The sequence below is a fragment of the Cupriavidus sp. KB_39 genome (genome assembly GCF_052114485.1).
GTDB lineage: Bacteria > Pseudomonadota > Gammaproteobacteria > Burkholderiales > Burkholderiaceae > Cupriavidus.
Window position 1 is genome coordinate 12,589 of the sequence record NZ_JBFREV010000012.1, and the last position, 26,098, is coordinate 38,686.

The window sequence follows — 26,098 nt, forward strand, 5'->3', positions numbered from 1 at the left end:
RGATCCTGAAAAGGGGRTTACGGCTTCTGGAAGCCGTACTTCGCCAGCACGGCCTGRCCGTCCGGCGMCAGCACGTACTGCACGAAGCTGGCAGCCTGCGTCGGCTGCTTGGTCTGCGTGGTGATGGCGATGGGGTAGGTCACCGGCGTGCGGTTCGGCACGCGTACGGCCACCTTCACCTTGTCCGGCATGATGGCCGCGTCGGTGGCGAACACGAAGCCGGCGTCGACCTCGCCGCGCGCCACGTAGTCCAGGCTCTGGCGCACGTTCTGCGCCGGCACGCCCTTGGCGGAGACGGCTTCCCAGAGGCTTTCGGCCTCCAGCGCGCCCTTGGTATAGCGGCCCACCGGCACCGACGACGGGTTGCCATAGGCCACGCGCTTCACGTCCGCGCGGGTCAGGTCGCGCAGTGCGCCAATGCCCAGCTTGCTGTCGGTCGGCACGATCAGCACCACCTGGTTGGCGGCGAAATCCTTGCGCGAGTCCGGCTGGATCACCTTCTCGGCCTCGGCCTTGTTCATCGCGTCCTGGTCGGCGGAGGCGAACACGTCCGCCGGCGCGCCGCGCACGATCTGCTGCATCAACACGTCCGAGGCGCCGAAGTTCAGCACGACCTTGGTGTCGGGATGCACCTTCTCATACTGCTCGGCCAGCGTCTTGAACGCATTGGTCAGGCTGGCGGCGGCCGAGACCACGAGGTCGGCGGCAAACGCGGAGGGCGCAGCGCCAAAGGTCAGGGCGGCGGCGAAAACGGTGCGGCGGAGAAAGGGAGTCATATGAGAGGGGTAGGTCGCCTGGACGTCACAGGCGCAATATAAGTTGCTATATAGCGCTGCGTCAATCCGCCGGGCGTATAGCCATCTTCAGCCGGATCGAATAGTCCTGTCGGCTGATATGTGTTGTAAACGACACAAAATGACMCAAGRCGGCCCATCCCGCGACTGTCACAGCGTTGACGCCTTGGCTCACCAAAATCCCCAGCGCACAGCAGCACAACAAAAAACACGCAAAAAGGGAATCCGAGACCATGTCACACCGCATCTCCCGTCTGCAGTCCGCCACCCTCGCGGCGCTCCTGGCCGGCACGGTGGCCATCGTGGCCGCGTGCGGCTCCGACGACAGCCCCACCAACAACAATGGCGGCAATGGCGGCACCCCGGCGGCCACGGTGCCGGCCGGCACCAAGGCCACACTGGCGCTGCTGGAAACCACCGACCTGCACACCAACGTCCGTAGCTACGACTACTTCAAGCTGGCCGATGACCCGTCGCTCGGCTTCGAGCGCGTGGCCACGCTGATCAAGGCCGCCCGCCAGGAATTCCCGRACAGCCTGCTGCTGGACAACGGCGACACCATCCAGGGCACCGCGCTGTCCGACTACCAGGCGCTGGTGAAGCCGGTGGCCTGCAGCGAGACGCTGGCGATGTACAAGGTGATGAACGCCGCCGGCTACGACGGCGGCGGCATCGGCAACCATGAGTTCAACTACGGCCTGCCGTACCTGAGCCAGGTCACGGGCAGYCGTTTCAATGTCGATGGCCTGCCCGAGCCGGGCACGCAGACGGTCTGCGCCGGGCCGAAGTTCCCGCAGGTGCTGGCGAACGTCTACAGCGTGAAGACCCGCGCGCCGCTGTTCCAGCCCTACGCGATCCTGACCAAGACGGTCACCGCCACGGGCCCGGACGGCAAGCCGGTCACSGCGCCGCTCAAGGTCGGCATCATCGCCTTCGCGCCGCCGGCCATCCTGAGCTGGGACAAGCGCTGGCTCGACGGCAAGGTCTATACGGAAGGCGCGGTGGAAACCGCCCAGAAGTACATCCCCGAGATGCGCGCCAGGGGCGCCGACCTGATCGTGGTGATCTCCCACGGCGGGCTGGACAACTCGACCTACTCGCCGGAYATGGARAACGGCAGCTACCACCTGTCGAAGGTGGCGGGCGTGGACGCCATGCTGATCGGCCACTCGCACCAGATCTTCCCGGACGCCACCAGCACCGTGCCGCAGTTCAACCTGCCCGGCGTGGACAAGGTCAAGGGGACGGTCAACGGCGTGCCGACCGTGATGGCCAACTACTGGGGCAAGCACCTGGGCGTGATCAACCTCGCGCTGGCCTATGACGGCAGCAAGTGGTCGGTGGACCGCRCCGGCACCACGGTCCAGGCGCGCTCGATCCAGAACGCCGACAAGACCTATGTGGCGGCAGACGCCTCCGTGGCAGCCGCCATCGACACCGAGCACCAGGCCACCATCCAGTACGTGAAGACGCCGATCGGCGCCACGAACTACCGCATGTCGAGCTATTTCGCCGATGTGGGCGACCCCGGCGCGATCCAGATCGTCAACATGGCCCAGGCCCAGTACGTGAAGGACTACCTCACCGCCAACCAGCCCGCGCTGGCCAGCCTGCCGGTGCTGTCGGTCTCCGCGCCGTTCAAGAGCGGCTTCGGCGGCGGCAGCGACTACACCGACGTCTCCGCCGGCAATCTGGCGATCAACAACGCGGCCGACCTGTACCTGTATCCGAACACGGCCTACGCGGTGAAGGTGAATGGCGACGAGGTCAAGGCGTGGCTGGAGACGGCCGCCAAGCGCTTCAACCAGATCAACCCGGTGCTGGCCACGGACCAGCAGTTGATCAGCAGCTTCCCGGGCTACAACTTCGACATGTTCACTTCGGCGGACATGCAGTACGAGATCGACGTCACCCAGCCGGTGGGCAGCCGCATCAAGAACCTGACCTACCAGGGCGCGCCGGTCACGGCAGCGATGTCGTTCATCGTCGCCACCAATAACTACCGCGCCAGCGGTGGCGGCAACTTCCCGGGGCTGGATGGCACGAAGACCGTGTACGCCTCGCCGGACGCCAACCGCGACGTGCTGATCGCCTATATCAAGAACGCGGCGAATGTGACGCGTGCAGCGCACGGCAGCGCGCGTAGCTGGCGCTTCACGCCAGTGACGACGGCTGGCAAGGTCGTGTTCAGCTCGGGCGTGGGCATGCTCCAGCAGGCGGTCGATGCGGGCCTGACCAACATCACGCTCGACAAGGCCGACGATGGCGCGAACAAGAACCTGTCGCAGTACAAGATCGACCTGAGCCTGTGATGACCGCCGCTGCCGCCACTGCCACCGCCACCGCTACCGCCACCTTCCCGCCCGCCTTCCGGCGCCGCCGGGCCCATCCGCTGTTCGCCGCCGCGCTGGTGGCGGTGACGGTGGCCGCAGCCGGCGTGGCCGGTGCCGCCGCGTGGCGCCACCATGCCGAGGCGCGCCAGGCCGAACTGGCGCAGTGGCAGCGCATGGCCAGCATGGCCGCCGATGCCGACGCGCTGTCGCGGCTGGCTCGGGCGGCAGATGCGGGCGAGACCGCCGCCCGCGCCGCGCTGGGCGAGACGCTGCTGGCCCGCCCCGATGCGCTCTCGCGCGCCGATGGCGAGCGCTGGCTGCGCCTGGCCGCCGACAGCGGCAGCGTGCGCGCCCACTTCGTGCTCGGCAAGGCGTCGATGCTGGGGCAACTGTCGGTGCGCCAGCCGGACCTCCCGCGCGCCTGGACCCACCTCGAAGCCGCCGCCCGCGCCGGCGATGCAGGCGCCGCGTACTACCTGGGCCTGCTGTGCCGGGGCGGTTATGGCCGCGCGCCGGACGCCCCGGCAGCCGTGCGCTGGCTCACCGTGGCAGCCGAGGGCGGCGTGGCGCAGGCCATGTTCCTGCTGGCCAACGCCTACCGCGACGGGGAGGGCGTGCCGCGCGACGACGCCCGCGCCGTGGACTGGTACGAAGCCGCSGCCGAGCGCGAGCATCCGGCGGCGCTCCAGGCGCTGGCCATGGCCTACCTCAACGGCGAACTCGGCCTCGCGCGCGACGACAAGGCGTACCGGCAGCACATGGCCGAGGCGGCSCACGCACTGCGGCACCCGGCGCTGACCCCCTGAGGTGGCTGGCATCCGGTAAGCTGGCATCCCACGACGGATGCCCACACCTCACGCCCCATGAAATCGATCTATCTCGCCGGATTCGACGTTTTCCGCAAGGACGCGCTCGCCCACGGCGCGCACCTCAAGGCGCTGTGCGCCCAGCACGGCTACGAAGGGTTGTATCCGCTCGACAAGGCTGCGCCGGCCGGCCTCTCCGGCCCCGACACCGCGCAGTGGATCTATGAGGCCAATCTCGCGCTGATCCGCCGCGCGGACCTCGTCATGGCCAATCTCGATGACTTTCGCGGCCCGGGCGAGCCGGACAGCGGCACGGCGTTCGAAGTGGGTTTCGCGGTGGCGCTCCAGAAGCCGGTGTGGGCCTATTCGGCCGATGCCGGCACGCTGCTGGACCGCGTGCGCGTGGGCACCGATGCCGATGGCGAGGCGCTCGATGCGCGCGGCTACGTGGTGGAGGACTTCGGCCTGTCCAAGAACCTGATGCTGGCCTGCAGCGTGCGGCTGGTGGCTGGCGACGCCGAGGCCTGCCTGGCTGCGATGGGCGAGGCGGACCGGCGCCGCGCCGCACGCCGGGCGCAGGCGCTGGAAGCCGGCGGCCCGGAAGACTGACTAATAGATAAGGATCAGGGCCGCAGCGATTGCACGCCGGCGGCGATGTCGGCGGCGGTGGTCGCCACGATCTGGCGGTAGGCGGTGACCATGCCGTCCACCTGGCCCGGCGCGGGCAGCTCGGTCTGCGTGCGGCCGCTCAGCACCTTGCCGTCGGGCAGCTTGCGCACGGTCCAGGCGATGGTGGCGGCAGCGCGCTGGCCCAGATCGCCATCGAGCCGCACCACTTCCGTGGTCACGCGGTACACCGGCGTCACTTCCGACAAGCCCTGCTGGTAGGTATCCACCGCGCCGAGCCGCGCCTGCAACTGCTGGGACAGCGCGTCGCGCAGTTCGTCCGGCAGCGGCGACGACCAGCGCGACAGGTCGAGCAGCTTCAGCCCGCCTTCGCTGCCGTCCGCCACCACCAGTTGGGGTCGGTTCAGCCGCTCGGGCACCCGTACCGGGGCCACCTCGATCCAGATCGGAGTCGTGGCCGCCGCAGGCGCCGTGGCTTCGCCGTTCGCCAGCGTGTAGTAGCGCGGCTCGGGCGAGGCGCAGCCTGCCAGCACCGCCAGCGCGGCGAGMGCCGCCAGCACGGCCGGCGCCATCCTCATCTTGTCAGCAGATCGCTTCATCATGGTTTCTCCGCCTTGCCGCGCAGCAGCGCCTCGGGGTGGCGTTCCAGGTAGTCGGTCAGCGCGCGCAGGGACACAGCCGTGCGCGTCAGTTCCTGCAGCATTCGGCGCGTGTCCTGCTGCAACGGCGCGTCAGAGGCCAGCGTGCCGTTGGCCGCCGTCAGCGTGCGGCGCGCGTCCTGCAGCGCGGCCAGCACCTGCGGGGCCACGTCGCCGTTGAGCTGGGCCACGAGCTTGTCGGCGGAGGCCATCATCGCGTTCATCGAGGCCATGGCCGTGCGCAGGTCCTGCCCGATCTGGTCGAACGGCACCTTGTCGATGCGGTTGACGATATCGCCCAGCTTGGCCTGCAGGGCGTCGAACGTGCCCGGCGTGGTCGGCAGTTCCGGCATCGCCGCATTGAGGTCGATGTCGGTCGGCGGCGGCGCCTTCGGGAAGAAGTCGAGCGCCACGTAGAGCTGGCCGGTCAGCAGGTTGCCGGTACGTAGCTGCGCGCGCATGCCCCGCTTGACCAGCCCCTGCACGATGGCGCGCTTGCGCTCCTCGTCGGCCACGTCGCGTTCACGGAAGCCCATGCGCGACGGATAGAACTCCACCACCACCGGCATGCGGAACGCCTTCTTGTCGCGCACGTACTCGATGCCGATGGAGCGCACCGTGCCCACCACCACGCCACGGAAGTCCACCGGCGCGCCCGGCGTCAGCCCGCGCACGGACTGGTCGAAGTTGAGCACGGCCAGCGCGGGCGCCAGTTCATCAGGCTCCTTCATGGCCTCCGACTGATCGCCGGCGAGCAGGTATTGCGTGTTCTCGGCGGCGGCAGTGCGGGCCGAGGAGTTGTCGGGCGACTGGAACGCCACGCCGCCCAGCAGGACCGTCACCAGCGACTGCGTGGAGAGCTTGAGCCCGCCCGCATCGAGCTTCAGGTCCACGCCGCTGGCGTGCCAGAAGCGGGTATCGGCGGTGACGAGCGTGTCGTACGGCTTGTTCACGAACACCCGCAGCGTGATGTCGCGCCCGTTCGGCTCRAGCTGGTAGGCCACCACCTGGCCCACCTGCACGCGGCGGTAGTAGACCGGCGAGCCGATATCGAGCGAGCCCAGGTCCTGCGCGCGSAGCACGAACTGCCGGCCSGAGGCATCGGTGGTGACCACCGGCGGCACCTCCAGCCCGGTGAAGCTGCGCGTGCTGGACTGCGACTTGCCGGCATCCACGCCGATATAGGCGCCGGACAGCAGCGTCTCCAGCCCGGACACCCCGCTGACCGCGAAGCGCGGTCGCACCACCCAGAAGCGCGTGTCGCTGACGGCGAAGTTCTCGGCATCCTTGGTCAGCTCGATGATGGCCACCACGTGCGAGCGGTCCGGCGCCAGCCGCACGGACTTCACCAGCCCGATATCGACATCCTTGTAGCGCACGGCGGTCTTGCCCGGCGTCAGGCCCTCGGCGGTGCGGAAGGTCACCGTGATGTCGGGCCCGCGCGAGGCCAGCGTGTTGATCAGCAGCGAGATGCCCACCACGGCGGCGACGATCGGGATCAGCCAGACCAGCGAGGGCAGCCAGCGCGCCGGCTTGCGCCGCGCGGGCTGGGGCAGGCCGCCGGGGGGCGGCGGGGGCGGAAGGGGTGGAGCGGCGTTGTCAGTGTCGGGCATCGTTGGATTCCGGCAATTCGAGTGAGTCCCACAGCAGGCGCGGATCGAAGCTCAGCGACGCCATCATGGTCAGGACGACCACGGCGCCGAAGGCCATCGCGCCGCCGCCCGGGATGATCGTGGCGAGCGCGCCGGCGCGCACCAGCGAGGCGAGCAGCGCCACCACGAAGATATCGAGCATCGACCAGCGGCCGATGATTTCCACCAGCCAGTACAGCCTGGTCTGCTGGCGGATGCGCCACGACGTGCGCAGGTGCACCGAGACCAGCAGCAGCGTCAGGATCATCATCTTCAGCAGCGGCACGACGATGCTGGCGATCAGCACCACGCCGGCCAGCAGGTGCGAGCCGGACACCCAGAGGTAGATCACGCCCGAGAGGATCGTGTCGCGCTGGGTGCCGAGGATCGACTGCGTGACCATCACCGGCAGCAGGTTGGCGGGAATATAGAGAATATAGGCGGCCAGCAAGAACGCCCAGGTGCGCGCCAGGCTGGCCGGCTTGCGATGGTGCAGCGTGGCGCCGCAGCGTGGGCAGGGCTGGCCTTCCAGCGTACGCGGGCTGACCAGGTCGCAGGCGTGGCAGGACACCAGCCYGCGCGAGGTGGCCGTGGGCACCTGGGGCAGCGGTGCGTCGTCGTCGTTGTCGGGTAGCCTGAACGTCTTCATGGCGCTGGGCTCCGGTCACGGGGCGGCACCTCGTCCGCGCCGGGCGGCTCGAGGTAGTGCCACAGGTCGCGCGGATCGAACGACAGCATCGCCGCAAGCACGATCACCAGCGCGCCGAACGACCACAGCGCCACGCCGGGCAGCACCTGCGCCATGGTGGACAGCTTCACCAGCGTGACCAGCACGCCGATCATGAACACCTCGATCATGCCCCAGGGCCGGGTCTGGCGGATGCCGCGCACGATGCGGTCGAACCCGGGCGGCATCTGCCGGCGCGACATCGGCACCAGCAGGTAGCCCATCATCAGCATCTCGGAGAGCGGGAACAGGATGGTAGTGGCGAAGACCAGCAGCGCCACCGGCGCCATCTGGTCCGCGAACAGCGCCTGCACGGCGCCGATCAGCGTGGTCTGGGTGCGCACGCCCTTGAGGTCCATCTCGACGATGGGGAAGGCGTTGGAGATCAGGAACAGGATCAGCGCCGTCACCACCAGCGGCAGCAGGCGGCGGTAGGCGCGCGAGCTTTCGCGGTAGAGCGGGCCGCCGCAGCGCAGGCAGGCGGCGCGCTCGCCGGGGGCCAGCGCGGTGCGTTCGTAGAGCGCGTCGCAGTATTCGCAGGCCACCAGCCGGTGCAGATCCGGGGGCAGGTCCTGCGGGGTGTCGGGAGGAGCGTGCGGCGCCGGCGTCATGCGTCCGGAGTGAGGGTCTTGGGCGGCGTGGCCGTGACGGCGGTCATCGGCGGCCGTTCCTGCGTGCCGATGGTCCAGTCGCGCAGCAGCGCGTAGGCCACGGCCAGCACGGTCGGGCCGATGAACACGCCGAGGAAGCCGAAGGCCAGCGCTCCGCCCAGCACGCCCATCATGATCCAGATCAGCGGCAGGCCGGTGCCCTTGCTGATCAGCAACGGCTTGACCACGTTGTCCGCCATGCCGACCACGGCGCCGCCCCAGATCACCATGAAGATCGCCCAGCCGGTGTGGCCCGAGTGGTAGAGCCACAGCGCGGCCGGAATCCAGATCAGCGGCGGGCCCATCGGCACCACGGAGAGGAAGAAGGTGATGAAGCCGAGGATGGCGGCGCCGGGCACGCCGGCAATCCAGAAGCCGATGGCGGCCAGCACGGCCTGGATGAAGGCGGTGCCGAGCACGCCGTAGACCACGCCCTTGACCGTGCTGCCGGCCAGCGCCAGCAGGTGGTCGGCGCGCTCGCCCGCCACGCGGCGCATGCCGCCGCGCAGCCACTGCACGGCCAGTTCGCCGCCGGTATAGAAGAAGAACGCCAGGACGATGGAGAGCGCCAGCTGGCCCAGCCCGGCGCCAATCGACAGGCCCGCGCCCAGCAGCACATGGCCGACCGGCGCGATCAGCTTGCGCAGGTTGGCCACCATCTCGGAGTCGGCGGTGATGACCTCCTGCCACGCGTTGGCGAGCTGGTTGCCGACGAAGGGCAGGCTGCTGAGCCATTCGGGCAGTTGGGGAATGCCGTGCTGGGTATAGCGTTCGACCAGCGCCTGGAGATCGTCCAGATGGCCGGAGAGGCTGGCGCCGGCATAGACGAACGGGCCGAGCACGATGACCGTGGAAATCAGCACGCAGATCAGGGCGGCGATGCCGCGGCGGTTGCCGAGCCAGCGCGTGAGTACGGTATAGGGGTACCAGGAGGCGTACGCGAGGATCGCGCCCCACAGCAGCGCGGTGGCGAACGGGGCGAGTACCAGCAGCGAACCGCCGATCAACACGAGCAGCGCGAAGACGGCGGCGAGCTTTTCAATCAATTGTCCGGAACTCATCGGGCAGATCTCCAGGGGCGGCCGTGTGACGGAAACGCCGTAAGCATAGCGGAAATCGATGACAGCGCCGCCGGGGGCGCTGGCCTGGATGAGTGTAATGGGAGGCGGGATGTGGGGCGGAGACTTCGTGGAGAGGCTGGCCCTCTCCCCCGGCCCCTCTCCCGCAAGCGGGCGAGGGGAGACCCCAGATAGCGCTTGAGATGCCGGTGGTTGGCTCCCCTCTCCCTTTGGGAGAGGGGCCGGGGGAGAGGGCCGGCGCCTCAAGCCGCCATCACGGCTCCGTCACGCCCCGGCGCAGCAGGGCCGCCACGAGGTCCGTCTGGGTGACCATGCCGACCACGCAGCGGTTGTCGTCGATCACCGGCACATGGTGCAGCCCGCCGTCGGAGAAGGCGCGGCCCAGGTCTACGATGGGCTGGTCGGGGCGCGCGGTGACCACGGCGCGGGTCATCAGGTCGCGCACGGTGCCGTTCACGCGGCGCGAGTGCATGCGCTGGGCGCGGAAAAAGTCGGTCTGGGTGAGGATGCCGAGCAGGCGGCGCCGGCCGTCCACCACGGGCAGCGCCTTGATGTGATGGCGCGCCAGCAGCGCGGCGGCGTCCGCGGCGGCCTGGCCGGGGCGCACGGCCACCACGTCCCGCGACATGATGTCCCCGCACGCCACATCGCCAAAGCGGCGCCGATAGGCGCGCAGCTCGGCCTCCACGATGATGGCCTCGAGATCGTCTTCCTCGATGTCCAGGAACTCGCCGCGCGCGGCCAGCACGGCGTCCAGGTCGGCGCGCGTCACGCCCACGCGCTGGCTTGGCGGCACGTCGCGGGTGTGATGCTGCGTGGCGGCCTCGGGCGGCCGATGCGGATAGCGCCGCCGGGCGAAGTTGTTGAAGGCGAGGGCGGCCAGCAGCAGCAGCATCGAATTGATGGCCACCGGCATCACCACGAAGCCGAAGCCCAGCGCCTGCACAGCCGGGCCGCCCAGCACCGCTGTGACGGCGACGGCACCGCTGGGCGGGTGCACGCAGCGGAGCTGGAACATCAGGGCGATGGCGCCCGCCACGGCCACGCCGGCCGCCAGCCCAGGGTCCGGAATCCAGCGCGCGCAGGCCACGCCCACGGTGGCGGCGACCAGATTGCCGCCGATGATCGACCACGGCTGGGCCAGCGGGCTGGACGGCACGGCGAACAGCAGCACGGCCGACGCGCCCATCGGCGCGATGAACCACGGGTTGAAGCCCTGCAGGAAGCGGCGRCAGATCCACTCGGTCAGGAACAGGCCGATCAGCGCGCCAAGGCAGCTTTTCAGGCGCTCGCCAAGGCTCGCGGCGATCGGCATCGGCACGAAAGTGCGCAGCCAGGCACGTGCCTTGGCAACGGGTTGGGAAGTGTCGAATGCGGCGGGCATCGATATCGGGGAGCAGGGGCGCTCAGAATGCGGGGGTCCGCAAATATATCATCGCATGATATATTGCGCCGGCCTCCGGACTGCGCCCCCCTGCCCCCGCCCCCCCTTATGCCTCCCTCATCACATTCCGACCCCGTCCCGTTCGAGAAACGCGACTACGCCGCCAACGGCCGCCTGCCCATGCTGGCCGGCATCGCGCTGGCCATCGGCGCGATCAGCACCGGCGCCGCCTTCGTGCTGGTCAATCTGATCCGCTTCTTCACCAACCTGTTCTTCTTCCAGACGATCTCCTTCGCGGAGCGCTCGCCGGCCAGCCACGCGCTGGGCCCCTGGGTAATCGTCGTGCCGGCCATCGGCGGGCTGATCGTCGGCCTGATGGCACGCTACGGCAGCGACAAGATCCGCGGCCACGGCATCCCCGAGGCCATCGAGGCGGTGCTGTTCGGCAAGAGCCGCATGTCGCCGAAGGTGGCCGTGCTCAAGCCGCTGTCGTCCGGCATCGTGATYGGCAGCGGCGGGCCGTTCGGGGCCGAGGGGCCGATCATCATGACCGGCGGCTCCATCGCCTCGCTGCTGGCCCAGTACCTGCACCTGACCGCCGCCGAGCGCAAGACGCTGCTGGTGGCGGGCGCCTGCGCCGGCATGACGGCGATCTTCGGCACGCCGGTGGCCGCCGTGCTGCTGGCCATCGAGCTGCTGCTGTTCGAGCTGCGCCCGCGCAGCCTGCTGCCGGTGGCGCTGGCCTGCGCCGTGGCGGGCTTCCTGCGGCCGTTCGTGTTCGAGGCCGGCCCGCTGTTCCCGCTCCAGACCGCGCCGGCCAGCACACTGGCGCTGGGTTCGTGCGTGCTGGCCGGGCTGCTGTGTGGCGTGCTCGGCGCGGGGCTGACGCTGGCGCTCTATCGCACCGAAGACGCGTTCGGCAAGCTGCGCCTGCACTGGATGTGGTGGCCGGCCATCGGCGGGCTGGTGGTGGGCATTGGCGGCTATTTCGAGCCGCGCGCGCTGGGCGTGGGCTACGACGTGATCGGCGACCTGCTCAACAACCGCCTCGCGCTGGAGGTGGCCGTGGCGCTGCTGGCCGTCAAGGCCGTGATCTGGATTGCCGCGCTGGGCTCGGGTACCTCGGGCGGCGTGCTGGCGCCGCTGCTGATGCTCGGCGCCGGGCTGGGCGTGGTGCTGGCGCCGGTGTTGCCGGGCGGCTCCCCGGCGCTCTGGGCGCTGGTCTGCATGGCCGGCGTGCTCGGCAGCGTGCTGGGCGCACCGCTGACCGCCATCGTCTTCGCCTTCGGCCTCACGCACGACAGCGAGGCGCTGCTGCCGCTGCTGCTGACCACGGCGGTGGCCTACGGTTTCTCGGTGCTGACCATGAAGCGGTCGATCATGACCGAGAAGATCGCCCGGCGCGGGCTCCATATCTATCGGGAGTACGGCGTGGACCCGCTCGAACGCGCCCACGTGGACGAACTGATGACGCGCGACGTAGTGACCATCGACGCCGAACTACCCGTGGCCGACGCCCTGCCGCGCTACTTCGGTGACCACGCCGCCCATCGCGCCTACCCGGTGGTGCGCGCGGGCCGGCTGGTCGGCATGCTCCATCGCACGGCCATCGTCGCGGCCCATGCCGGGGACGATGCGGGGCTGCGTTGCGGGGATCTGGTGGCGGGGCAGGGCGATGCCGCGCCCGCCGCGCTGCTGCCCGCGCTGACTGGCCGCGCCGCCGCCGGCCGCATGGCCGAACTGAGCGTGGCGCGCCTGCCGGTGGTGGAGAGCGTGGYGACGATGCGCATCGTCGGCATCGTCTCGCTACGCGACCTGCTGGCCCCGAGCGGCCATGTGATGCACGAGGAAACCCGCCGCGAGCGGCTGCGCGGGGCAGTGCGCGCGGTGCGCGGGGTCGGTCAGAGCTTGTAGCTGGTCAGCAGGATGCTGGTTTCGGTGGCCGAGATCCCCTCGATCAGCCGGATCCGGTCCAGCGTGCGGTCGAACTGCTCCAGCGTGTCCGCGCGCAGTTCGGCGATGATGTCCCAGCGGCCGTTGGTCGTATGCAGGGTCTGCACATTGGGCTCTCCGCGCAGGGCCTGCAGCACCTGCCGGGCACGATTGCCCTCGACGGCCACCGTCATCCAGGCGCGGATGCGGTGTGGCTCGGCCTCGGCCTCGGCCTTGAGTCGCACCGTGTAGCCGACGATCAGCCCTTCCTTCTCCAGTTTGTCGATCCGGTTCTGCACCGTCGCGCGCGAGACGCGCAGCGCCTTGGCCAGCGCCGTCACGGGCGTGCGGGCGTTGTCGCGCAACAGGCTCAACAGTTGTYGGTCRGTGGCGTCCATCGGGGGCTCCTCTGGCGATTTGTCGCCTTATGCTGGCGAATTGTCGAATCGTGCGCGCATTTTGTCCATCTTGCTGGCTATTTGTTGGCGCGGGCGGGCACCACAATGCACGCACGGCAGCCACAACAGACAAAGGAGCCCCCGTGACCGACCGCCCGACCATCCTCCTCATCGCCCCCACGTTCTATGACGTGTCCTACAGCATCAACCCGTGGATGGACCCGGCGGCCTGGGCGCGCGACCCGCGCGGCATGCATCGCCAGGCCCGGGCGTCGTTCGACGCGCTCCACGCCGCGCTGACCGCCGCCGGGTTTGCCGTCGAGGTGGCCGAAGGGGCGCCGGGCCAGCCCGACATGGTGTTCCCGGCCAACGCGGCGGTCGTGCTCGACGGCAAGGCCGTGCTGGCGCGCTTCCGCTACCCGCAGCGCCGGGGCGAAGAAGCGCCGTTCGCGGCAATCTTCGACGCGCTGCGCGCGCGCGGTCTGCTCGACAGCGTGATCACGCTGCCCGAGGGCTGCTATCAGGAAGGGGCGGGCGACTGCATCTGGGACGCGCAGCGCGGCCATTTCTGGGCCGGCTTCGGTCCGCGCTCCTCGCGCGAGGCCGCCGATGCCGTCGGCGCGCAGTTTGGACAGGAGGTGGTGGCGCTGGAACTGGCCACCGAGCAGAGCTATCACCTCGACGTCTGCTTCTGTCCGCTGGCCGGCGGCGAGGTGCTCTATTACCCGCCCGCGTTCTCGGCGGCGGCGCTGCGCACCCTGCACGCGCGCGTGCCGGCGGCACTGCGCATCGAGGCCACCGAGGACGACCTGCGCCACTTCAGCGTCAACGCCGTCAATCTGGACGACCACGTGGTGATGACCCGCACCACGCCGCATCTGCGCGGCGAACTGGGCCGGCGCGGCTACCGGCTGCACGAGGTAGACCTGTCGCCGTACATGCTCTCCGGCGGCGGGGCTTACTGCATGACGCTGCGCCTGGATCGCACCAGCACGCCCGCGCGCCGCGCCGTGGCCGCATGACCAGGAGACCGCCATGACGGCCAAAATGACAACCTTCCTGGATGCCGCCGACGCCGCCACGCTGGTGCGCCGCATCGGCGTCGCCCGGGCCATCGGCGAGGTCGCCGAGCACGTCCGCCAAGACTTTCTGCGCTGGCCGGCCTTCGAGAAATCGGCGCGGCTGGCCAGCCATTCGCCGGTGGGCGTGATCGAGCTGATGCCGGTCAGCGACGGCGCCCAGTTCGCCTTCAAGTAYGTCAACGGGCATCCCGGCAACGCGCAGCAGGCGCTGCCGACGGTGATGGCCTGCGGCATGCTGGCCGATGTGCGCACGGGCTTCCCGCTGCTGCTGGCCGACCTGACGCTGGCCACGGCGCTGCGCACGGCCGCCACCTCGGCGCTGGCGGCGCGCGCCATGGCCCGGCCCGGTGCCCGCACGATGGCGCTGGTCGGCAACGGCGCGCAGGCCGAATTCCAGTCGCTGGCCTTCCACGCGATGCTCGGCGTGCGCGAGATCCGCGCCTACGACATCGACCCGGCGGCCACCGCGCGGCTGGTGCACAACCTTGCCGGCGTGGCGGGCCTGTCGATCGTGCCGGTGGGGTCGATCTCGGCCGCGCTGGCGGGGGCCGACATCGTGACCACGGTGACGGCCGACAAGACCCACGCCACCATCCTCACGCCGGACATGATCCGCCCCGGCATGCACCTGAAYGCCGTGGGCGGCGACTGCCCGGGCAAGACCGAGCTGCACGCGGACATTCTGCACGCCGCGCGCATCGTGGTGGARTACGCCCCGCAGTCGCGCATCGAGGGCGAGATCCAGCAATGGCCCGAGGCGCCGGTGCATGAGTTGTGGGAAGTGCTGTCAGGCGCCGSGCCGGGCCGGGTGTCGGCGGACGATGTGACGATCTTCGATTCGGTGGGATTCGCGCTGGAGGACTACGCCGTGCTGCGCTGGCTCCAGGCTGCGGCGCGCGCGCATGGGGTGGGACGGCCGATCGCGCTCGTGGCGCTGCCGCCGGACCCGCGCGACCTGTACGGCTGGATGATGGCGTCCTGCCAGGAAGCCGTGGCGGCCTGAGGGGAAGGGGAGCGGGAGTGTACGGGGCTCTTACTTAATACCGGACGCGTGGTCTTGCTCCCCTCTCCCGGAAGGAGGAGGGGAGCCAGCCTGCGCTCAGGCGCCCACGCGCCCCATCATCAGCTGCGCGCGCAGGAAGCCCTTGATCTCTTCCAGCGACGGCGTCTTCAGGAACACCATGATGCCCCATTGCTGGAGTGCATCGGCCACGCCGTCATAGGCCTGGCGGTTGGTGATCACGGCGAAGATCACGCGTTGCCGCGCGAAGAAATTCTGGAGCTTCTCGATGGTCGCCGACTCGGCGTCGTTCAGCTCCTCCACGTAGTAGAGCACCACGCGCGGCCGGGCGTCGACCGAGGTGATGACCGTGTCGACCACGTCCTCGAGCACCTGGCTCTTGAGCGGCAGCGACCACTTGCCCAGCTGGGCGCTGATGCGCTGCGCTTCCTGGTGGTTCGGGTGAAACACCACAAGGTCGAGGTCGTGCTCGGCGGCCATGTCAGGCGTGGCGCGGCTCGCCAGCAGGCGATGGACGGTTTCCTTGTGAATGCGCCGATGGCCGCCGTTGGTCTTCCACGCGCCCAATTCGCCGCGTTCGACCATTTTCTGGACGGTGCCCAACGAGACGTTGAGAAGTTTTGCCGCGGTCCGCGTGCTGTAGTAGGGCTTTTCAGCCAGTTCCGGATCCAGTTTCATCCAATCACCCGTAGTGTCGATCGGCAGCACGGCGCCAGTTGCTCGCCGCGTGGCACCCTCGGACGCGCCACGCCGTTTTGATCCGGGCTGCCGGATTTACTGACCCTGACATTTGCGACCCGCTCCCCGGCCGGTCTTTGTTGCTTTTACGCGTGCGTGGGCTCAGGTGCCCGCGCGCGCGGTTGGAACCTGGCAGTCTGTGCCGCCTGTCGGTAGGGTTCCGCCATGCCAATAGTATGGCTTCATCGCGCTGTGCCGCCACAGGGAAACCCGTGGTTGGCGTCACACTTTTGTTGTTTAACGTACATCGGGCAGCTTCGGTGGACGGCACCAACGCTGCCGGTTCGCATTCTCGCCGGCATTTTTGCCCGCGTGCCAGTCCCAGCGCACCTCTCAAGGGACAGGTGCCAGGCGCGGCAGTTCCCCCGCTCGTACATTCGATACATTGCCGTCGACGGCGTGACGGTCAGTTCAGCCCGTACTTCCTCACCTTGTCGAACAGCGTGGTCTTGGCCACGCCCAGCGCCTCGCCGGCGCGGCTCAGGTTGCCRTCGTGRCGGCGCAGCGCATCGGCGATCAGCGCGCGCTCGAACTGCTCCACGGCCTGGGGGAGCGGCAGCGCGTGCGGCGCGGCGCCACCCTGGGCGGGGTCGCAGCCCAGGCCGAGCACGTGGCGTTCGGCCAGGTTGCGCAGCTCGCGCACATTGCCGGGCCAGGGGTAGGCCACCAGCCGGGCCAGCTCGGCCGCTGTGGCCGGCACGGCCTCGCGCTCGAAGCGCAGCGCGGCCTGGGCGACGAAATGCTCGAAKAGCTGCGGCACGTCCTCGCGCCGCTCGCGCAGCGGCGGCAGGGCCAGCGTCACCACGTTCAGSCGGTAGTACAGGTCGGCGCGGAACTGGCCGGCATCCGCCAGCGCGCGCAGGTCCGCCTTGGTCGCCGCCACCACGCGTGCGTTCACCGGCACCGGCAGGTTGGAGCCCAGCCGCTCCACCACGCGCTCCTGCAGCACGCGCAGCAGCTTGATCTGCATCGGCATCGGCATGCTCTCGATCTCGTCGAGGAATAGCGTGCCGCCGTCGGCATGCTCGATCTTGCCGATGCGGCGCCGCGCGGCGCCCGTGAACGAGCCGGCCTCGTGGCCGAAGATCTCCGATTCGAACAGCTGTTCGGGCAGGCCGCCGCAGTTGATCGGCACGAAATGGCGCGCCCGCCGGCCGCTGGCTTCGTGCAGGCAGCGCGCCACCAGCTCCTTGCCGGTGCCGGTCTCGCCGTGGATCAGCACGTTGGCGGCGGTGTCGGCCAGGTCGGCAATCATCTGGCGCAGCCGGCCGATGGCCGGGGAGTCGCCGATCAGCCGGGCGGACAGCGTCTCGCGCCCGGCCAGCCGCGCGCGCAGCTCGGCCACTTCCAGCGCCAGCCGGCGCTTGTCGAGCGCGCGGCGGCACGTGGCCACCAGCCGCTCGGGCGAGAACGGCTTCTCGAGGAAGTCGTACGCGCCTTGTTTCATCGCCTGCACGGCCAGCGACACGTCGCCGTGACCGGTGATCATGATGAYCGGCAGCGCGGCGTCGCGCGTCATCAGCTCGCGCAGCAGCGCCATGCCGTCGGCGCCGGGCAGGTGGATGTCGCTGACGACGATGCCGGCGTAGCCGGCCTGCACCTCGCGCAGCGCGGCCTCGGCGCTGGGCACGCCGCGCGTGGCCATGCCTTCGAGCCGCAGCGCCTGCTCGCAGCCGAGCCGCACGTCCGGGTCGTCCTCGACGATCATCACCGTCATCGTCGTCATGCCAGCCGTCATGGCGTCCGGCTGCTGCACCTCAGCCGACATGCCGCGCCTCCGGCCCGGCCTCGGGCAGGGCGAGCGTAAAGCAGGCGCCGCCTTCGGGATGGTTGATCGCGGTCAGCGTGCCGCCGTTCTCGTTCAGGATGCCGGCGGACAGCGTCAGGCCGAGGCCCAGCCCCTCGCCAGCCGGCTTGGTCGTGAAGAACGGCTCGAACAGCCGCGCGAAGGCCGCCTCGGACAGCCCCGGGCCGCTGTCGCGCACGGTCAGGTGCACCAGCCCGCCGCTCTGGTAGGCGTGCAGCGAGAGCCGGGGCGCGGCGCGGCCGCCCATCGCGGTCATTGCATCGAGTGCATTGCCGACGAGGTTGACGAGCACCTGCTCGAGCCGGTTCGGGTCGCAGGCCACCATCAGATGGGGGTCGATGTCGCGCTCGATGGCCGGCGCCACCGCCGCGATGCGCGTCTCCAGCAGGAACAGCGCGTTGTCCACTGCCTCGGCCAGGCGGGCCGTGCCGCGCTGGCCCACCGACGGGTTGCGCGCGAAGGACTTCAGCGCGCCCGTGATGCGCCCCATGCGGTCCACCAGCCCGATGATCTTGCCGAGGTTTTCCTGCGCCGTGGCGTGGTCGCCGCGTTCGAGGAACTTGCCGGTGTTGCCCGAGAGCGTGCGCAGCGCCGCGAGCGGCTGGTTCAGTTCATGGGCGATGCCGGCCGACATCTGGCCCACCGCCGCGAGCTTGCCGGCCTGCATCAACCCGTCCTGCGCCTGGCGCAGGAAGGTCTCGGTGCGGGTGCGTTCGGCCACTTCGGCATGCAGTTGCTGGTTCGCGGCGAAGAGGTCGGCGGTGCGTTCGGCCACCTTGCGTTCGAGTTCGCTGTTGGCCGCCTCCAGCGCCGTGCGCGCCGCCAGCCGCTCGCTGACGATGCGCCGCCGCACGTTCCAGGCCGCCCCGAGCAGCAGCACGAACGCCGCCAGCACGCCGGCCAGCGCCGCGCTGTTGAGCGCGGCCACGCGGGCCTGCGAGGTATTGGTCAGCAGGGTCAGGTTCCAGTCGGTGCCGGGCAGGGCCAGGTGCTGGGCCAGCATCGGCGGGCCCTGGCGCAGCCGTACCAGGGCGTCGCCGCCCTCGCTGGGGCCGGGGCCGAGTTCGCGCACCGTGGTCAGCGCCAGCGGGGGCAGCGGGGCGCGGTTGTACTGGAGCGAGCGGTCCAGCTTCTCGCGCTGGGCCGGCGCCAGCGGCCGCGTGGCGGCCAGCTTCCAGGACGGGTCCGAAGCGAGGATCACCACGCCGTTCTCGTCGCTCAGCAGCATCTGGCTGTCGTTGCCCTGCCAGCGGTTCTCGAGCGGCTCCAGGCCGATCTTGACCACCGCCACGCCCACCGGCTTGTCACGGTCGCCCAGCGGGGCGGAGAGGTAGTAGCCAGACTCGCTGCGCGTGGTGCCCACGCCGTAGAAGCGGCCGAGCTGGCCTTCGATGGCGCTGCGGAAGTAGGGGCGGAAGCTCAGGTCTTCGCCGAGATAGCTGTCGGGACGCTGGAAATTGCTGGTCGCGAGGACYTTGCCGCGCGCGTCGAGGATATAGACCACGCGGGTGCCGGCCCGGCCGTTCAGCGCGGCGAGGTAGGCGTTGGCGGCGGCCACGCGCTCGGRGTTGCCCGGCTGGCGCAGCAGCCCCTCGATGCGGGCATCGAGCGAGAGCAGGCTCGGCACGTAGTCGAAACGGGCCAGTTCGCTCTCCAGCGCCTGGGCGTACAGGCGCATCTGCACCTGGCCACGTTCGGCCTGGCGGTTCAGCGCGGTGTCATAGGTAAAGCGATAGCCGAGCCAGCCCGCGGCCGTCACCAGCGCGGCCAGGGCCAGCAGGGCGACGATCGGCGCGGCGCGGCGCCAGSGCGAGGTGCCGCCGCCCCCGCCAGGAGCGAGGCCGGTTTCGGCGGAGGACAGGGGGCCGGTCATGAGGAATTCTGTGAGGCGGATGCACAGCCGTCGGGTGACGCCGACGCCGCATGCTGCTGGCGCGGTGCGGGCCGGATCCGCGGCGAGGCCCACGTTTTACCACACCCCATGCAAGTGCCGGCCAAATCGGACAGGTCAGACGTCCCGGTAAACGCAAAAAGGCCCGGCCGCCTGATCGGCAACCGGGCCCTGGCACGCCTGGCCGGCTTACTTGCTGGCCAGCGCCTGAGCGGGTGTCAGGCCGGTGTTGCTGTCCGCCGAGGTGTCGTCCTCGTCGGAGAGATCCGGCGCGCCGATCGCGCCTTCGCTTTTGGCGACGACGGTCGTGGCAATGGCATTGCCCAGCACATTGGTGACGGTACGGCCCATGTCCAGGATGTGATCGATCCCCAACACGAGCAGGATGCCGGCCTCAGGCAGGCCGAACATCGGCAGCACGGCGGCCACCACCACCAGCGAGGCGCGCGGCACGCCCGCGATGCCCTTGCTGGTCACCAGCAGCACCAGCAGCATGGTGATCTGCTGCGTGAGCGAGAGCTGGATGCCGTACACCTGCGCCACGAACAGCGCGGCGAACGAGGTGTACATGATGGAGCCGTCCAGGTTGAACGAGTAGCCGAGCGGCAGTACGAAGCCGGTGATGCGCGGCTTCACGCCGAAGCGCGTGAGCTGCTCGATCACCTTCGGGTAGGCCGATTCGCTGCTGGCCGTGGCGAAGCCGATCATCAGCGGCGCACGGAGCTGGCGGATCAGGCGGAAGATGTCACTTCCCAGGAAGTAGTAGCCGCCGGCGATCAGCGCCACCCAGAGCAGGGCCAGCGACAGGTACAGGCTGCCCAGCAGCTTGGCGTAGACGGTCAACACGCCCAGGCCCTGCGCCGTGATCACGGCGGCCACGGCGCCGAACACGCCAGCCGGCGCGAACGCCATCACGTAGTTGGTGACCTTCAGCATGACGTGGCCGAGGCCGTCCACGCCCTGCAGCACCGGCTTGCCGATGCCGTCCTTGAGCGTGCCGAGCGCGAAGCCGAAGAACAGCGAGAACACCACGATCTGCAGGATCTCGTTGGTGGCCATGGCCTCCACGAAGCTCTTGGGGAACATGTGCGCGATGAACTCGCGCAGGTTCAGCGCCCCGGTCTTCAGGTTCGAGGCGGCGTCCGCGGCTGGCAGCGGCAGGTTCATGCCGTGGCCCGGCGCCAGCAGGTTGGCCATCACCAGACCCAGCAGCAGCGAGGTGATCGAGGCGCCCAGGAACCAGGCCATCGCCTTCAGGCCGATGCGGCCGACGGCCTTGCCGTCGCCCATGCCGGCGATGCCGGCGACCAGCGTGGCGAACACCAGCGGGCCGATGATCATCTTGATCATCCGCATGAAGATGTCGGTGAGGATGGCGAAGTGGTCCGCGATCGATTTCGCGGTGGCGGCGTCGGGCGCCAGGTGGTGGGCAGCGGTGCCGGCCAGAACGCCGAGCAGCATCGCGATGAAGATCAGTGTGGGCAGTCGCTTCATTGTCATCGTCAGTACATCCTCCTTGGGGTCGGGCACGTAGGCGTCGCGCCCTGACAGCGGCGCCTAGGTGTGCACGAGGCGTGCCAGCGCGGCGGCGCCTGGGGGAGGGGGTAAGTCGATGAATAGAAAGGAAATTTACGCGCGCTGGCGGCGCGGCGTTCGGGAATCCGGACGGATGGGTGGGAAGGCCGTTCGGGAATCCGAACGGCCATGTGATGTTTTGCTCCCCTCGCCCGCTTGCGGGAGAGGGGTTGGGGGAGAGGGCCGGCGCTGGCCGAAGCCTGCGCGCTGGAGCACACCGAGGGCCCCGCTGTGTGTGGTCGCTTGCTAGACCACCCCTCTCCCCGGCCCTCTCCCGCTGAGGGGAGAGGGAGAAACGGTGGTGTCGATGTGCGCCTGGGCGTGGTTTGCGGTGTCGCCGTTAACAGGTCAGGCCGCGTCCGCCTCGTGCTCCCACGCCTCGAGCAACTGCTCCACCGGCACCGGCCGGCCGATCACATAGCCCTGGGCGTAGTCCACGCCGATCGCGCGCAGCGTGCCCAGCGTTTCCTCGTCCTCCACGGACTCGGCCACGGTCTGCACGCCCAGCCGGTGGCCGATGTCGTTGATCGAACTGACGATCTCGCGGTCCACCACGCTGCCGGTGAGGTTGCGGATAAAGCTGCCGTCGATCTTGAGGTAGTCCACCGGGAACTGCTTCAGATAGGAAAACGACGAAAGGCCGGCGCCGAAGTCGTCCAGCGCCACGGTGCAGCCGGTGCTGCGCATCTCGGCCACCAGCCGGCTGGCGGCGGTCATGTTGTTGATCAGCGCGGTCTCGGTGATCTCCAGCCGGATGCGGTTGGCGGGGAGCACGGAGTCGCGCAGGGCGTCGTGCAGGAAGGGCAGCAGGAAGGGCTCGCCCAGCGAGTTGGCCGACAGGTTGATCGACACCGACAGCCCCGGCACCGCCGCCAGCCGCCGCCCGTACTGGTGCAGCACGTTGCGGATCACCCAGCGGTCGATGTGACCCATCAGGTCGTAGCGTTCGGCGGCCGGGATGAACGCGCCGGGCATGATCAGCGCGCCTTGCTCATCGACCATGCGGACCAGGATCTCGACGTGCCGGCCCTGCTCGCCCTCGCGCAGCGAGCGGATCTCCTGGGCGTAGAGGCGGAAGCGGTTGGCGTCGAGGGCCGAATGGATGCCGGCGGCYACYTCCAGCTCGCGGTGATGGCGCCGCGCGTCGCTTTCATCGCGCCGGTAGACCGAGACCCGGTTGCGRCCGGCRGCCTTGGCGGCGTAGCAGGCCACGTCGGCGCGGCTCATCAGCTCGCCTACCGGCGGGGTGTCCGCGTCGATGGCGGCGATGCCGATGCTCGCGCCCACGTCGTAGACGCGGCCTTCCCACGGGAAGCGGCGCTCGCGCACGGCGTCGATGACCTTCTGGCACACGTGCTCGGCTTGGTCCACCGAGCAGTCCTTGAGCAGCAGCGCGAATTCGTCGCCGCCCAGCCGGGCGAGCAGGTCGTCCGGGCGCACGTGGTGGCGGATCACGTAGCCCAGTTCGCGCAGCAGCACGTCGCCGGCGCCGTGGCCGGCGGTGTCGTTGACGATCTTGAAGCGGTCCAGATCGATAAAGCACAGCGCGGCGCGGTGGCCGTGCAGCCGGGCGGCCTCGCAGGACTCGCGCAGGCGCTTTTCGAACCAGGCGCGGTTGGGCAGGCCGGTCAGGGCGTCGTGGGTGGCCGAGTGGGCCAGTTCGCGCTGCAGCGCCCGGGAGGTCGTGATGTCCTGGAACACCAGCACGGCGCCGAGCACGCCGCCGTCATTGGTCAGCACCGGCGCGGCGGAGTCCTGCACGTCGTGGCGCTCGCCGGTCAGGCTTTGCAGCACCGCGCCTTCCTGGAGGTAGGCCGGGCGCAGGGTTTGCAGGCACTGCTCCACCGGGCTGGGGATGGTCACCCCGGTGATTTCATCGACGATGCGGAAGACCTGCTCGAGCGGCTGGCCCATCGCGGCGTCCATGCTCCAGCCGGTGAGCTGCTCGGCGATCGGGTTCATGAAGGTCACGCGCATCACGCGGTCCGTGCAGATCACCGCGTCGCCGATCGAGCGCAAGGTGATGTGCAGCCGCTCCTTTTCCTCGAACAGCGCGCGGTTCAGACGGCGCTGCTCGGTGATGTCCCAGTTCGTGCCGACCAGGGCGCGCGTCATGCCGCGGCGCGTGGGGGTGCCTGCGCTGGCGCCGCCGCCGCCATCGTCGTCGTCCTCATCGTCGTGGTGCGAGACCATGGCCATGGCGCGCACGTGGCGCACCTCGCCGGTGGGGCAGACCACGCGGTATTCGGTGTCGAAGCGATGCACGCCGCGAATCGCCTGGCGCATCTCGGTGCTGACCCGGCTCACGTCCTCGGGGTGCAGCATGGCGATCCACTGCGCCAGCGTGGGCGCGCCCAGCTCCACCGAGGTGCCGTGCAGCGCGTGCATGCGGGCGTCCCASGTGATGGTGGCGTTGGTGAAATCCCAYTCCCAGATGCCCACGCCGCCGGCTTCCACGGCCAGTTCCATGCGGCGTGCCAGTTGTTCCATGCGCTCGTGGTCCAGCTTGCGGCTGTGGATATCCTCGATCTGGGCGATGTAATGGTCCGGCTGGCCGGTCTGCTGGTTGCGCACCATCGACACGGCCAGCAGCGCCCAGCGGTAGCGGCCGTCCTTGTGGCGGTAGCGCTTTTCCATGCGATAGGCGTCGATCTCGCCGGCGGTCAGGCGTTCCAGCTGGCGCAGGTCGGCGTCCAGGTCRTCCGGGTGGGTCATCCGCTGGAACGGAATCTCCCGGAACTCCTCGGGCGTGTACCCGAGCAGCTCGCACATGGCGCGGTTCACCAGTTGCCAGCGCCCGTCCAGCCCGACCAGCGCCATGCCGATGGCCGAATGCTCCAGCGCCTGCCGGAAGCGCTGCTCGCTGCTGCGCAGGTTGGCGCGGCTCTTGCGATTCTGCGCGCTCATGAAGGCGATGCAGGCCGGGAAGATCGCCACCAGCGCGGCCGAGACCAGCAGTTCGTGGCCGGCCCAGATGGCCGCCACCCCGGCGAGCGTGCACAGTGCCAGCAGCGCGCCCTGCAGCCGCCGCCGCCAGGGGGCAGCCGCCGGGGGCGGGGGTTGGAGGGGGTTCGCGGCCGTCTCTGGCGTCATGTCTTGTGTTGTCGATGGCTGCCCCTGTGCATCAGGAGGCGGTCGGGGGTACGGCGGGTGCCGGTGCAACGGTCGCACCCCTGCCCAGCGTATGGCGCAATGTAGTCGTTCTGCGGGGCGGACGAGCCCCGAGATACGGGGCATGGCGGGGCGTTGTTGGGGCTGGCGCTCGGGCGCATTTTTTGGTAGGGGGTGGGGAAGACCCGATGCCGCGGGCGGTCGGCGTCTGTATCATCGCGCACAGAATCCGCGCCCCGATCCGGCTGCAATCAGGCCGGGGCGGGCCGCGCGGCGGCCGTGCCTCCGCCACGGAGAGGGGAACCCATGGATATTGCGCGATTCTTCCGCATCGCCAGTTCGGCGTCGATTACCTTCGTTGTCGTGGTGGTGGTGGCCGTGGGCAGTACCTATTGGTGGGGCGGACGCAAGCTCGCGCGGACTGTGAAGGTCAACGTGACCCCGGTGACGATTCCCACCGACACCGCCGCCATCGCCCATGGCAAATATCTCTACGAATCGCGCGGCTGCATGGACTGCCACGGCGCCAAGGGCGCCGGCAAGCAGGTCTTCGACGAGCCCAACGGCCTGCGCGTGCGGGCGCCGGACATCACCCAGGCCAACCCCGACGTCGCCAAATAYCGCCCGGAGGACTGGGACCGCGCCATCCGCCACGGCGTGGCGCCAACGGGCCGGCCGCTGCTGATCATGCCGAGCGAGGATTACAACCGGCTTTCAAACGAGGACTTCGGCGCGCTGGTGGCCTACGTGCGCAGCCTGCCGCCGGCCAACGGGCAGCCGGCCGAAGTGCGCTTCCCGTGGTTCGCGCAGGGGCTGTACGGCGCGGGCGTGATCCGGGACGCCGCCGAGAAGATCAACCATGACCTGCCGCCCGCGCCGGCGATTGCCGCCGCGGTGACGCCGGCCTATGGCCAGTACATGGCCAATGCCTGCATGGGCTGCCATGGCGGCGACCTGCGCGGCGGCCATATCCCCGGCGCGCCGCCCGACTGGCCGCCGGCCGCCGACCTGCGCCCGAACGGCGTGATGAAGCGCTACCCCCAGCCGGACCAGTTCGTCGCCATGATGCGCACCGGCAAGCGGCCGGACGGCACCGACGTCAGCCGGGTCATGCCGTTCTCCTCGTTCGCCAAGATGAACGACACCGACCTCAACGCGCTGCATCTCTATTTGTCCGCGACTAAATAGAAGGGGCGCTACTTAATTAGCAGGGCCCAGAAACTTTCGTTTCGCCCCATCCCGGTGCACGCCCACCCGTGTGCGTAGGGCGGCGCACGTTTCTCGAATTTGTTCTATCCTCCGTGGGCGCCGCCGGGTGGCCAGGGATCCCGTGCCACGTTGCTTGCCAACGAGCCCGGCGGTGCGATGCAAGAAGACTAAGGGCAACGCACCCAAGGAGTTCCCCGCAATGACTACCCTCACCCTCAACGGCAAGACCGTGGACGTGGACGCCGATCCGTCCACGCCACTGCTCTGGGCCCTGCGCGACAACCTCGGCATGACCGGCACCAAGTTCGGCTGCGGCATGGCCGCCTGCGGCGCCTGCACGGTCCACATCAACGGCCAGGCCACGCGTAGCTGCGTGATGCCGATCTCGGCCGTGGCCGGCAGCAAGGTCGGCACCATCGAATCGATGCCGGACGACAAGATCGGCCGCGCCGTGCTCGACGCCTGGCTGCGCCACGACGTGGCCCAGTGCGGCTACTGCCAGAACGGGCAGGTGATGAGCGCCGTGGGCCTGCTGCGCAGCAAGCCGCGCCCCACCGACGCCGACATCGACCAGGCCATGGCTGGCAACATCTGCCGCTGTGGCACCTATCAACGGATTCGCGCGGCCATCAAGGATGCCGCCCGGGCCATCGCCTGAGCGGGGA

General features: G+C 69.6%; 21 protein-coding genes. 8 read left to right on the forward strand and 13 right to left on the reverse strand.

Annotated features, from left to right (window positions below; genetic code table 11):
- Nucleotides 1-17: 17 nt before the first annotated feature.
- Entirely contained in the window at nucleotides 18-776 is a 759-nt protein-coding gene (modA, locus tag AB4Z27_RS11575; RefSeq protein ID WP_441644511.1) for a molybdate ABC transporter substrate-binding protein, read from the reverse strand.
- Between the two features lie 251 nt (nucleotides 777-1,027).
- Here modA and AB4Z27_RS11580 point away from each other — a divergent pair, with 251 nt between their 5' ends.
- The 3 genes from AB4Z27_RS11580 to AB4Z27_RS11590 are packed head-to-tail and all read left to right on the forward strand — an operon-like array spanning nucleotide 1,028 to nucleotide 4,542.
- Entirely contained in the window at nucleotides 1,028-3,106 is a 2,079-nt protein-coding gene (locus AB4Z27_RS11580; protein WP_441644512.1) for a bifunctional 2',3'-cyclic-nucleotide 2'-phosphodiesterase/3'-nucleotidase, read from the forward strand.
- Nucleotides 3,106-3,933: a tetratricopeptide repeat protein gene (locus AB4Z27_RS11585; RefSeq protein WP_441591830.1), complete on the forward strand. Its 828-nt coding sequence runs from the start codon at nucleotides 3,106-3,108 to the stop codon at nucleotides 3,931-3,933. The genes AB4Z27_RS11580 and AB4Z27_RS11585 overlap by 1 nt, the downstream gene beginning before the upstream one ends.
- Before the next feature lie 57 nt (nucleotides 3,934-3,990).
- Nucleotides 3,991-4,542 carry a nucleoside 2-deoxyribosyltransferase gene (locus AB4Z27_RS11590; RefSeq protein ID WP_092298200.1) on the forward strand — a complete coding sequence of 184 codons (552 nt, stop codon included), beginning with the start codon at nucleotides 3,991-3,993 and terminating at the stop codon, nucleotides 4,540-4,542.
- Nucleotides 4,543-4,556: 14 nt separating this feature from the next.
- Here AB4Z27_RS11590 and AB4Z27_RS11595 read toward each other — a convergent pair whose 3' ends face one another.
- The 6 genes from AB4Z27_RS11595 to AB4Z27_RS11620 all read right to left on the reverse strand — a co-directional run bounded on the left by AB4Z27_RS11595 (nucleotide 4,557) and on the right by AB4Z27_RS11620 (nucleotide 10,669).
- Nucleotides 4,557-5,162, reverse strand: coding sequence for a PqiC family protein (locus AB4Z27_RS11595; RefSeq protein WP_092298202.1), 606 nt, complete (start codon nucleotides 5,160-5,162; stop codon nucleotides 4,557-4,559).
- On the reverse strand, nucleotides 5,159-6,811 hold the full coding sequence (locus AB4Z27_RS11600; RefSeq protein ID WP_092298205.1) for a PqiB family protein: 1,653 nt from the start codon (nucleotides 6,809-6,811) through the stop codon (nucleotides 5,159-5,161). The genes AB4Z27_RS11595 and AB4Z27_RS11600 overlap by 4 nt, the downstream gene beginning before the upstream one ends.
- On the reverse strand, nucleotides 6,798-7,478 hold the full coding sequence (locus AB4Z27_RS11605; protein WP_441644513.1) for a paraquat-inducible protein A: 681 nt from the start codon (nucleotides 7,476-7,478) through the stop codon (nucleotides 6,798-6,800). The genes AB4Z27_RS11600 and AB4Z27_RS11605 overlap by 14 nt, the downstream gene beginning before the upstream one ends.
- Nucleotides 7,475-8,167, reverse strand: a complete 693-nt coding sequence (locus tag AB4Z27_RS11610) for a paraquat-inducible protein A (protein WP_092298211.1) — start codon at nucleotides 8,165-8,167, stop codon at nucleotides 7,475-7,477. Before AB4Z27_RS11610 ends, AB4Z27_RS11605 begins: the two co-directional genes overlap by 4 nt.
- On the reverse strand, nucleotides 8,164-9,267 hold the full coding sequence (locus tag AB4Z27_RS11615; protein WP_441591833.1) for an AI-2E family transporter: 1,104 nt from the start codon (nucleotides 9,265-9,267) through the stop codon (nucleotides 8,164-8,166). Before AB4Z27_RS11615 ends, AB4Z27_RS11610 begins: the two co-directional genes overlap by 4 nt.
- 271 nt (nucleotides 9,268-9,538) lie before the next feature.
- Complete coding sequence (locus AB4Z27_RS11620; protein ID WP_092298217.1) at nucleotides 9,539-10,669, reverse strand: HPP family protein; 1,131 nt, start codon at nucleotides 10,667-10,669, stop codon at nucleotides 9,539-9,541.
- Nucleotides 10,670-10,777: 108 nt separating this feature from the next.
- Here AB4Z27_RS11620 and AB4Z27_RS11625 point away from each other — a divergent pair, with 108 nt between their 5' ends.
- Nucleotides 10,778-12,583, forward strand: a complete 1,806-nt coding sequence (locus tag AB4Z27_RS11625; protein ID WP_441644514.1) for a chloride channel protein — start codon at nucleotides 10,778-10,780, stop codon at nucleotides 12,581-12,583.
- Here AB4Z27_RS11625 and AB4Z27_RS11630 read toward each other — a convergent pair.
- A complete protein-coding gene (locus tag AB4Z27_RS11630) occupies nucleotides 12,571-12,999 on the reverse strand; it encodes an Lrp/AsnC family transcriptional regulator (RefSeq protein WP_441644515.1) in 429 nt (142 codons plus the stop codon). The two genes, AB4Z27_RS11625 and AB4Z27_RS11630, sit on opposite strands and share 13 nt — an antisense overlap.
- Nucleotides 13,000-13,142: 143 nt before the next feature.
- Here AB4Z27_RS11630 and AB4Z27_RS11635 point away from each other — a divergent pair, with 143 nt between their 5' ends.
- Nucleotides 13,143-14,021, forward strand: a complete 879-nt coding sequence (locus AB4Z27_RS11635; protein WP_092298225.1) for a dimethylarginine dimethylaminohydrolase family protein — start codon at nucleotides 13,143-13,145, stop codon at nucleotides 14,019-14,021.
- Nucleotides 14,022-14,034: 13 nt separating this feature from the next.
- The gene (locus AB4Z27_RS11640) at nucleotides 14,035-15,084 is read left to right on the forward strand and encodes an ornithine cyclodeaminase (RefSeq protein ID WP_441644516.1); all 1,050 of its coding nucleotides are present in this window, start codon (nucleotides 14,035-14,037) and stop codon (nucleotides 15,082-15,084) included.
- Nucleotides 15,085-15,180: 96 nt separating this feature from the next.
- On the opposite strand, the gene AB4Z27_RS11645 is transcribed toward AB4Z27_RS11640, so the two are convergent.
- The 5 genes from AB4Z27_RS11645 to AB4Z27_RS11665 form a co-directional block, all read right to left on the reverse strand.
- Entirely contained in the window at nucleotides 15,181-15,780 is a 600-nt protein-coding gene (locus tag AB4Z27_RS11645; RefSeq protein ID WP_092298228.1) for a helix-turn-helix domain-containing protein, read from the reverse strand.
- Between the two features lie 466 nt (nucleotides 15,781-16,246).
- A complete protein-coding gene (locus AB4Z27_RS11650) occupies nucleotides 16,247-17,566 on the reverse strand; it encodes a sigma-54-dependent transcriptional regulator (RefSeq protein ID WP_441644535.1) in 1,320 nt (439 codons plus the stop codon).
- 31 nt (nucleotides 17,567-17,597) lie between these two features.
- Nucleotides 17,598-19,520, reverse strand: a complete 1,923-nt coding sequence (locus AB4Z27_RS11655) for a sensor histidine kinase (RefSeq protein ID WP_441644517.1) — start codon at nucleotides 19,518-19,520, stop codon at nucleotides 17,598-17,600.
- A 207-nt stretch (nucleotides 19,521-19,727) separates the two neighbouring features.
- A complete protein-coding gene (locus tag AB4Z27_RS11660; protein ID WP_441591841.1) occupies nucleotides 19,728-21,038 on the reverse strand; it encodes a dicarboxylate/amino acid:cation symporter in 1,311 nt (436 codons plus the stop codon).
- A gap of 423 nt (nucleotides 21,039-21,461) precedes the next feature.
- On the reverse strand, nucleotides 21,462-24,206 hold the full coding sequence (locus AB4Z27_RS11665; RefSeq protein ID WP_255370923.1) for a diguanylate cyclase: 2,745 nt from the start codon (nucleotides 24,204-24,206) through the stop codon (nucleotides 21,462-21,464).
- A gap of 324 nt (nucleotides 24,207-24,530) precedes the next feature.
- Here AB4Z27_RS11665 and AB4Z27_RS11670 point away from each other — a divergent pair, with 324 nt between their 5' ends.
- Entirely contained in the window at nucleotides 24,531-25,412 is an 882-nt protein-coding gene (locus AB4Z27_RS11670; RefSeq protein ID WP_092298237.1) for a c-type cytochrome, read from the forward strand.
- A gap of 220 nt (nucleotides 25,413-25,632) precedes the next feature.
- Entirely contained in the window at nucleotides 25,633-26,091 is a 459-nt protein-coding gene (locus AB4Z27_RS11675) for a (2Fe-2S)-binding protein (RefSeq protein ID WP_092298240.1), read from the forward strand.
- Nucleotides 26,092-26,098 lie beyond the last annotated feature (7 nt).

Coding starts and splice junctions, on each gene's coding strand:
- AB4Z27_RS11645 (WP_092298228.1), bottom strand. CDS start 15,780: ATGAAACTGGATCCGGAACTGGCTGAAAAGCCCTACTACAGCACGCGG.
- AB4Z27_RS11660 (WP_441591841.1), bottom strand. CDS start 21,038: ATGACAATGAAGCGACTGCCCACACTGATCTTCATCGCGATGCTGCTC.
- AB4Z27_RS11675 (WP_092298240.1), top strand. CDS start 25,633: ATGACTACCCTCACCCTCAACGGCAAGACCGTGGACGTGGACGCCGAT.
- AB4Z27_RS11610 (WP_092298211.1), bottom strand. CDS start 8,167: ATGACGCCGGCGCCGCACGCTCCTCCCGACACCCCGCAGGACCTGCCC.
- AB4Z27_RS11615 (WP_441591833.1), bottom strand. CDS start 9,267: ATGAGTTCCGGACAATTGATTGAAAAGCTCGCCGCCGTCTTCGCGCTG.
- AB4Z27_RS11590 (WP_092298200.1), top strand. CDS start 3,991: ATGAAATCGATCTATCTCGCCGGATTCGACGTTTTCCGCAAGGACGCG.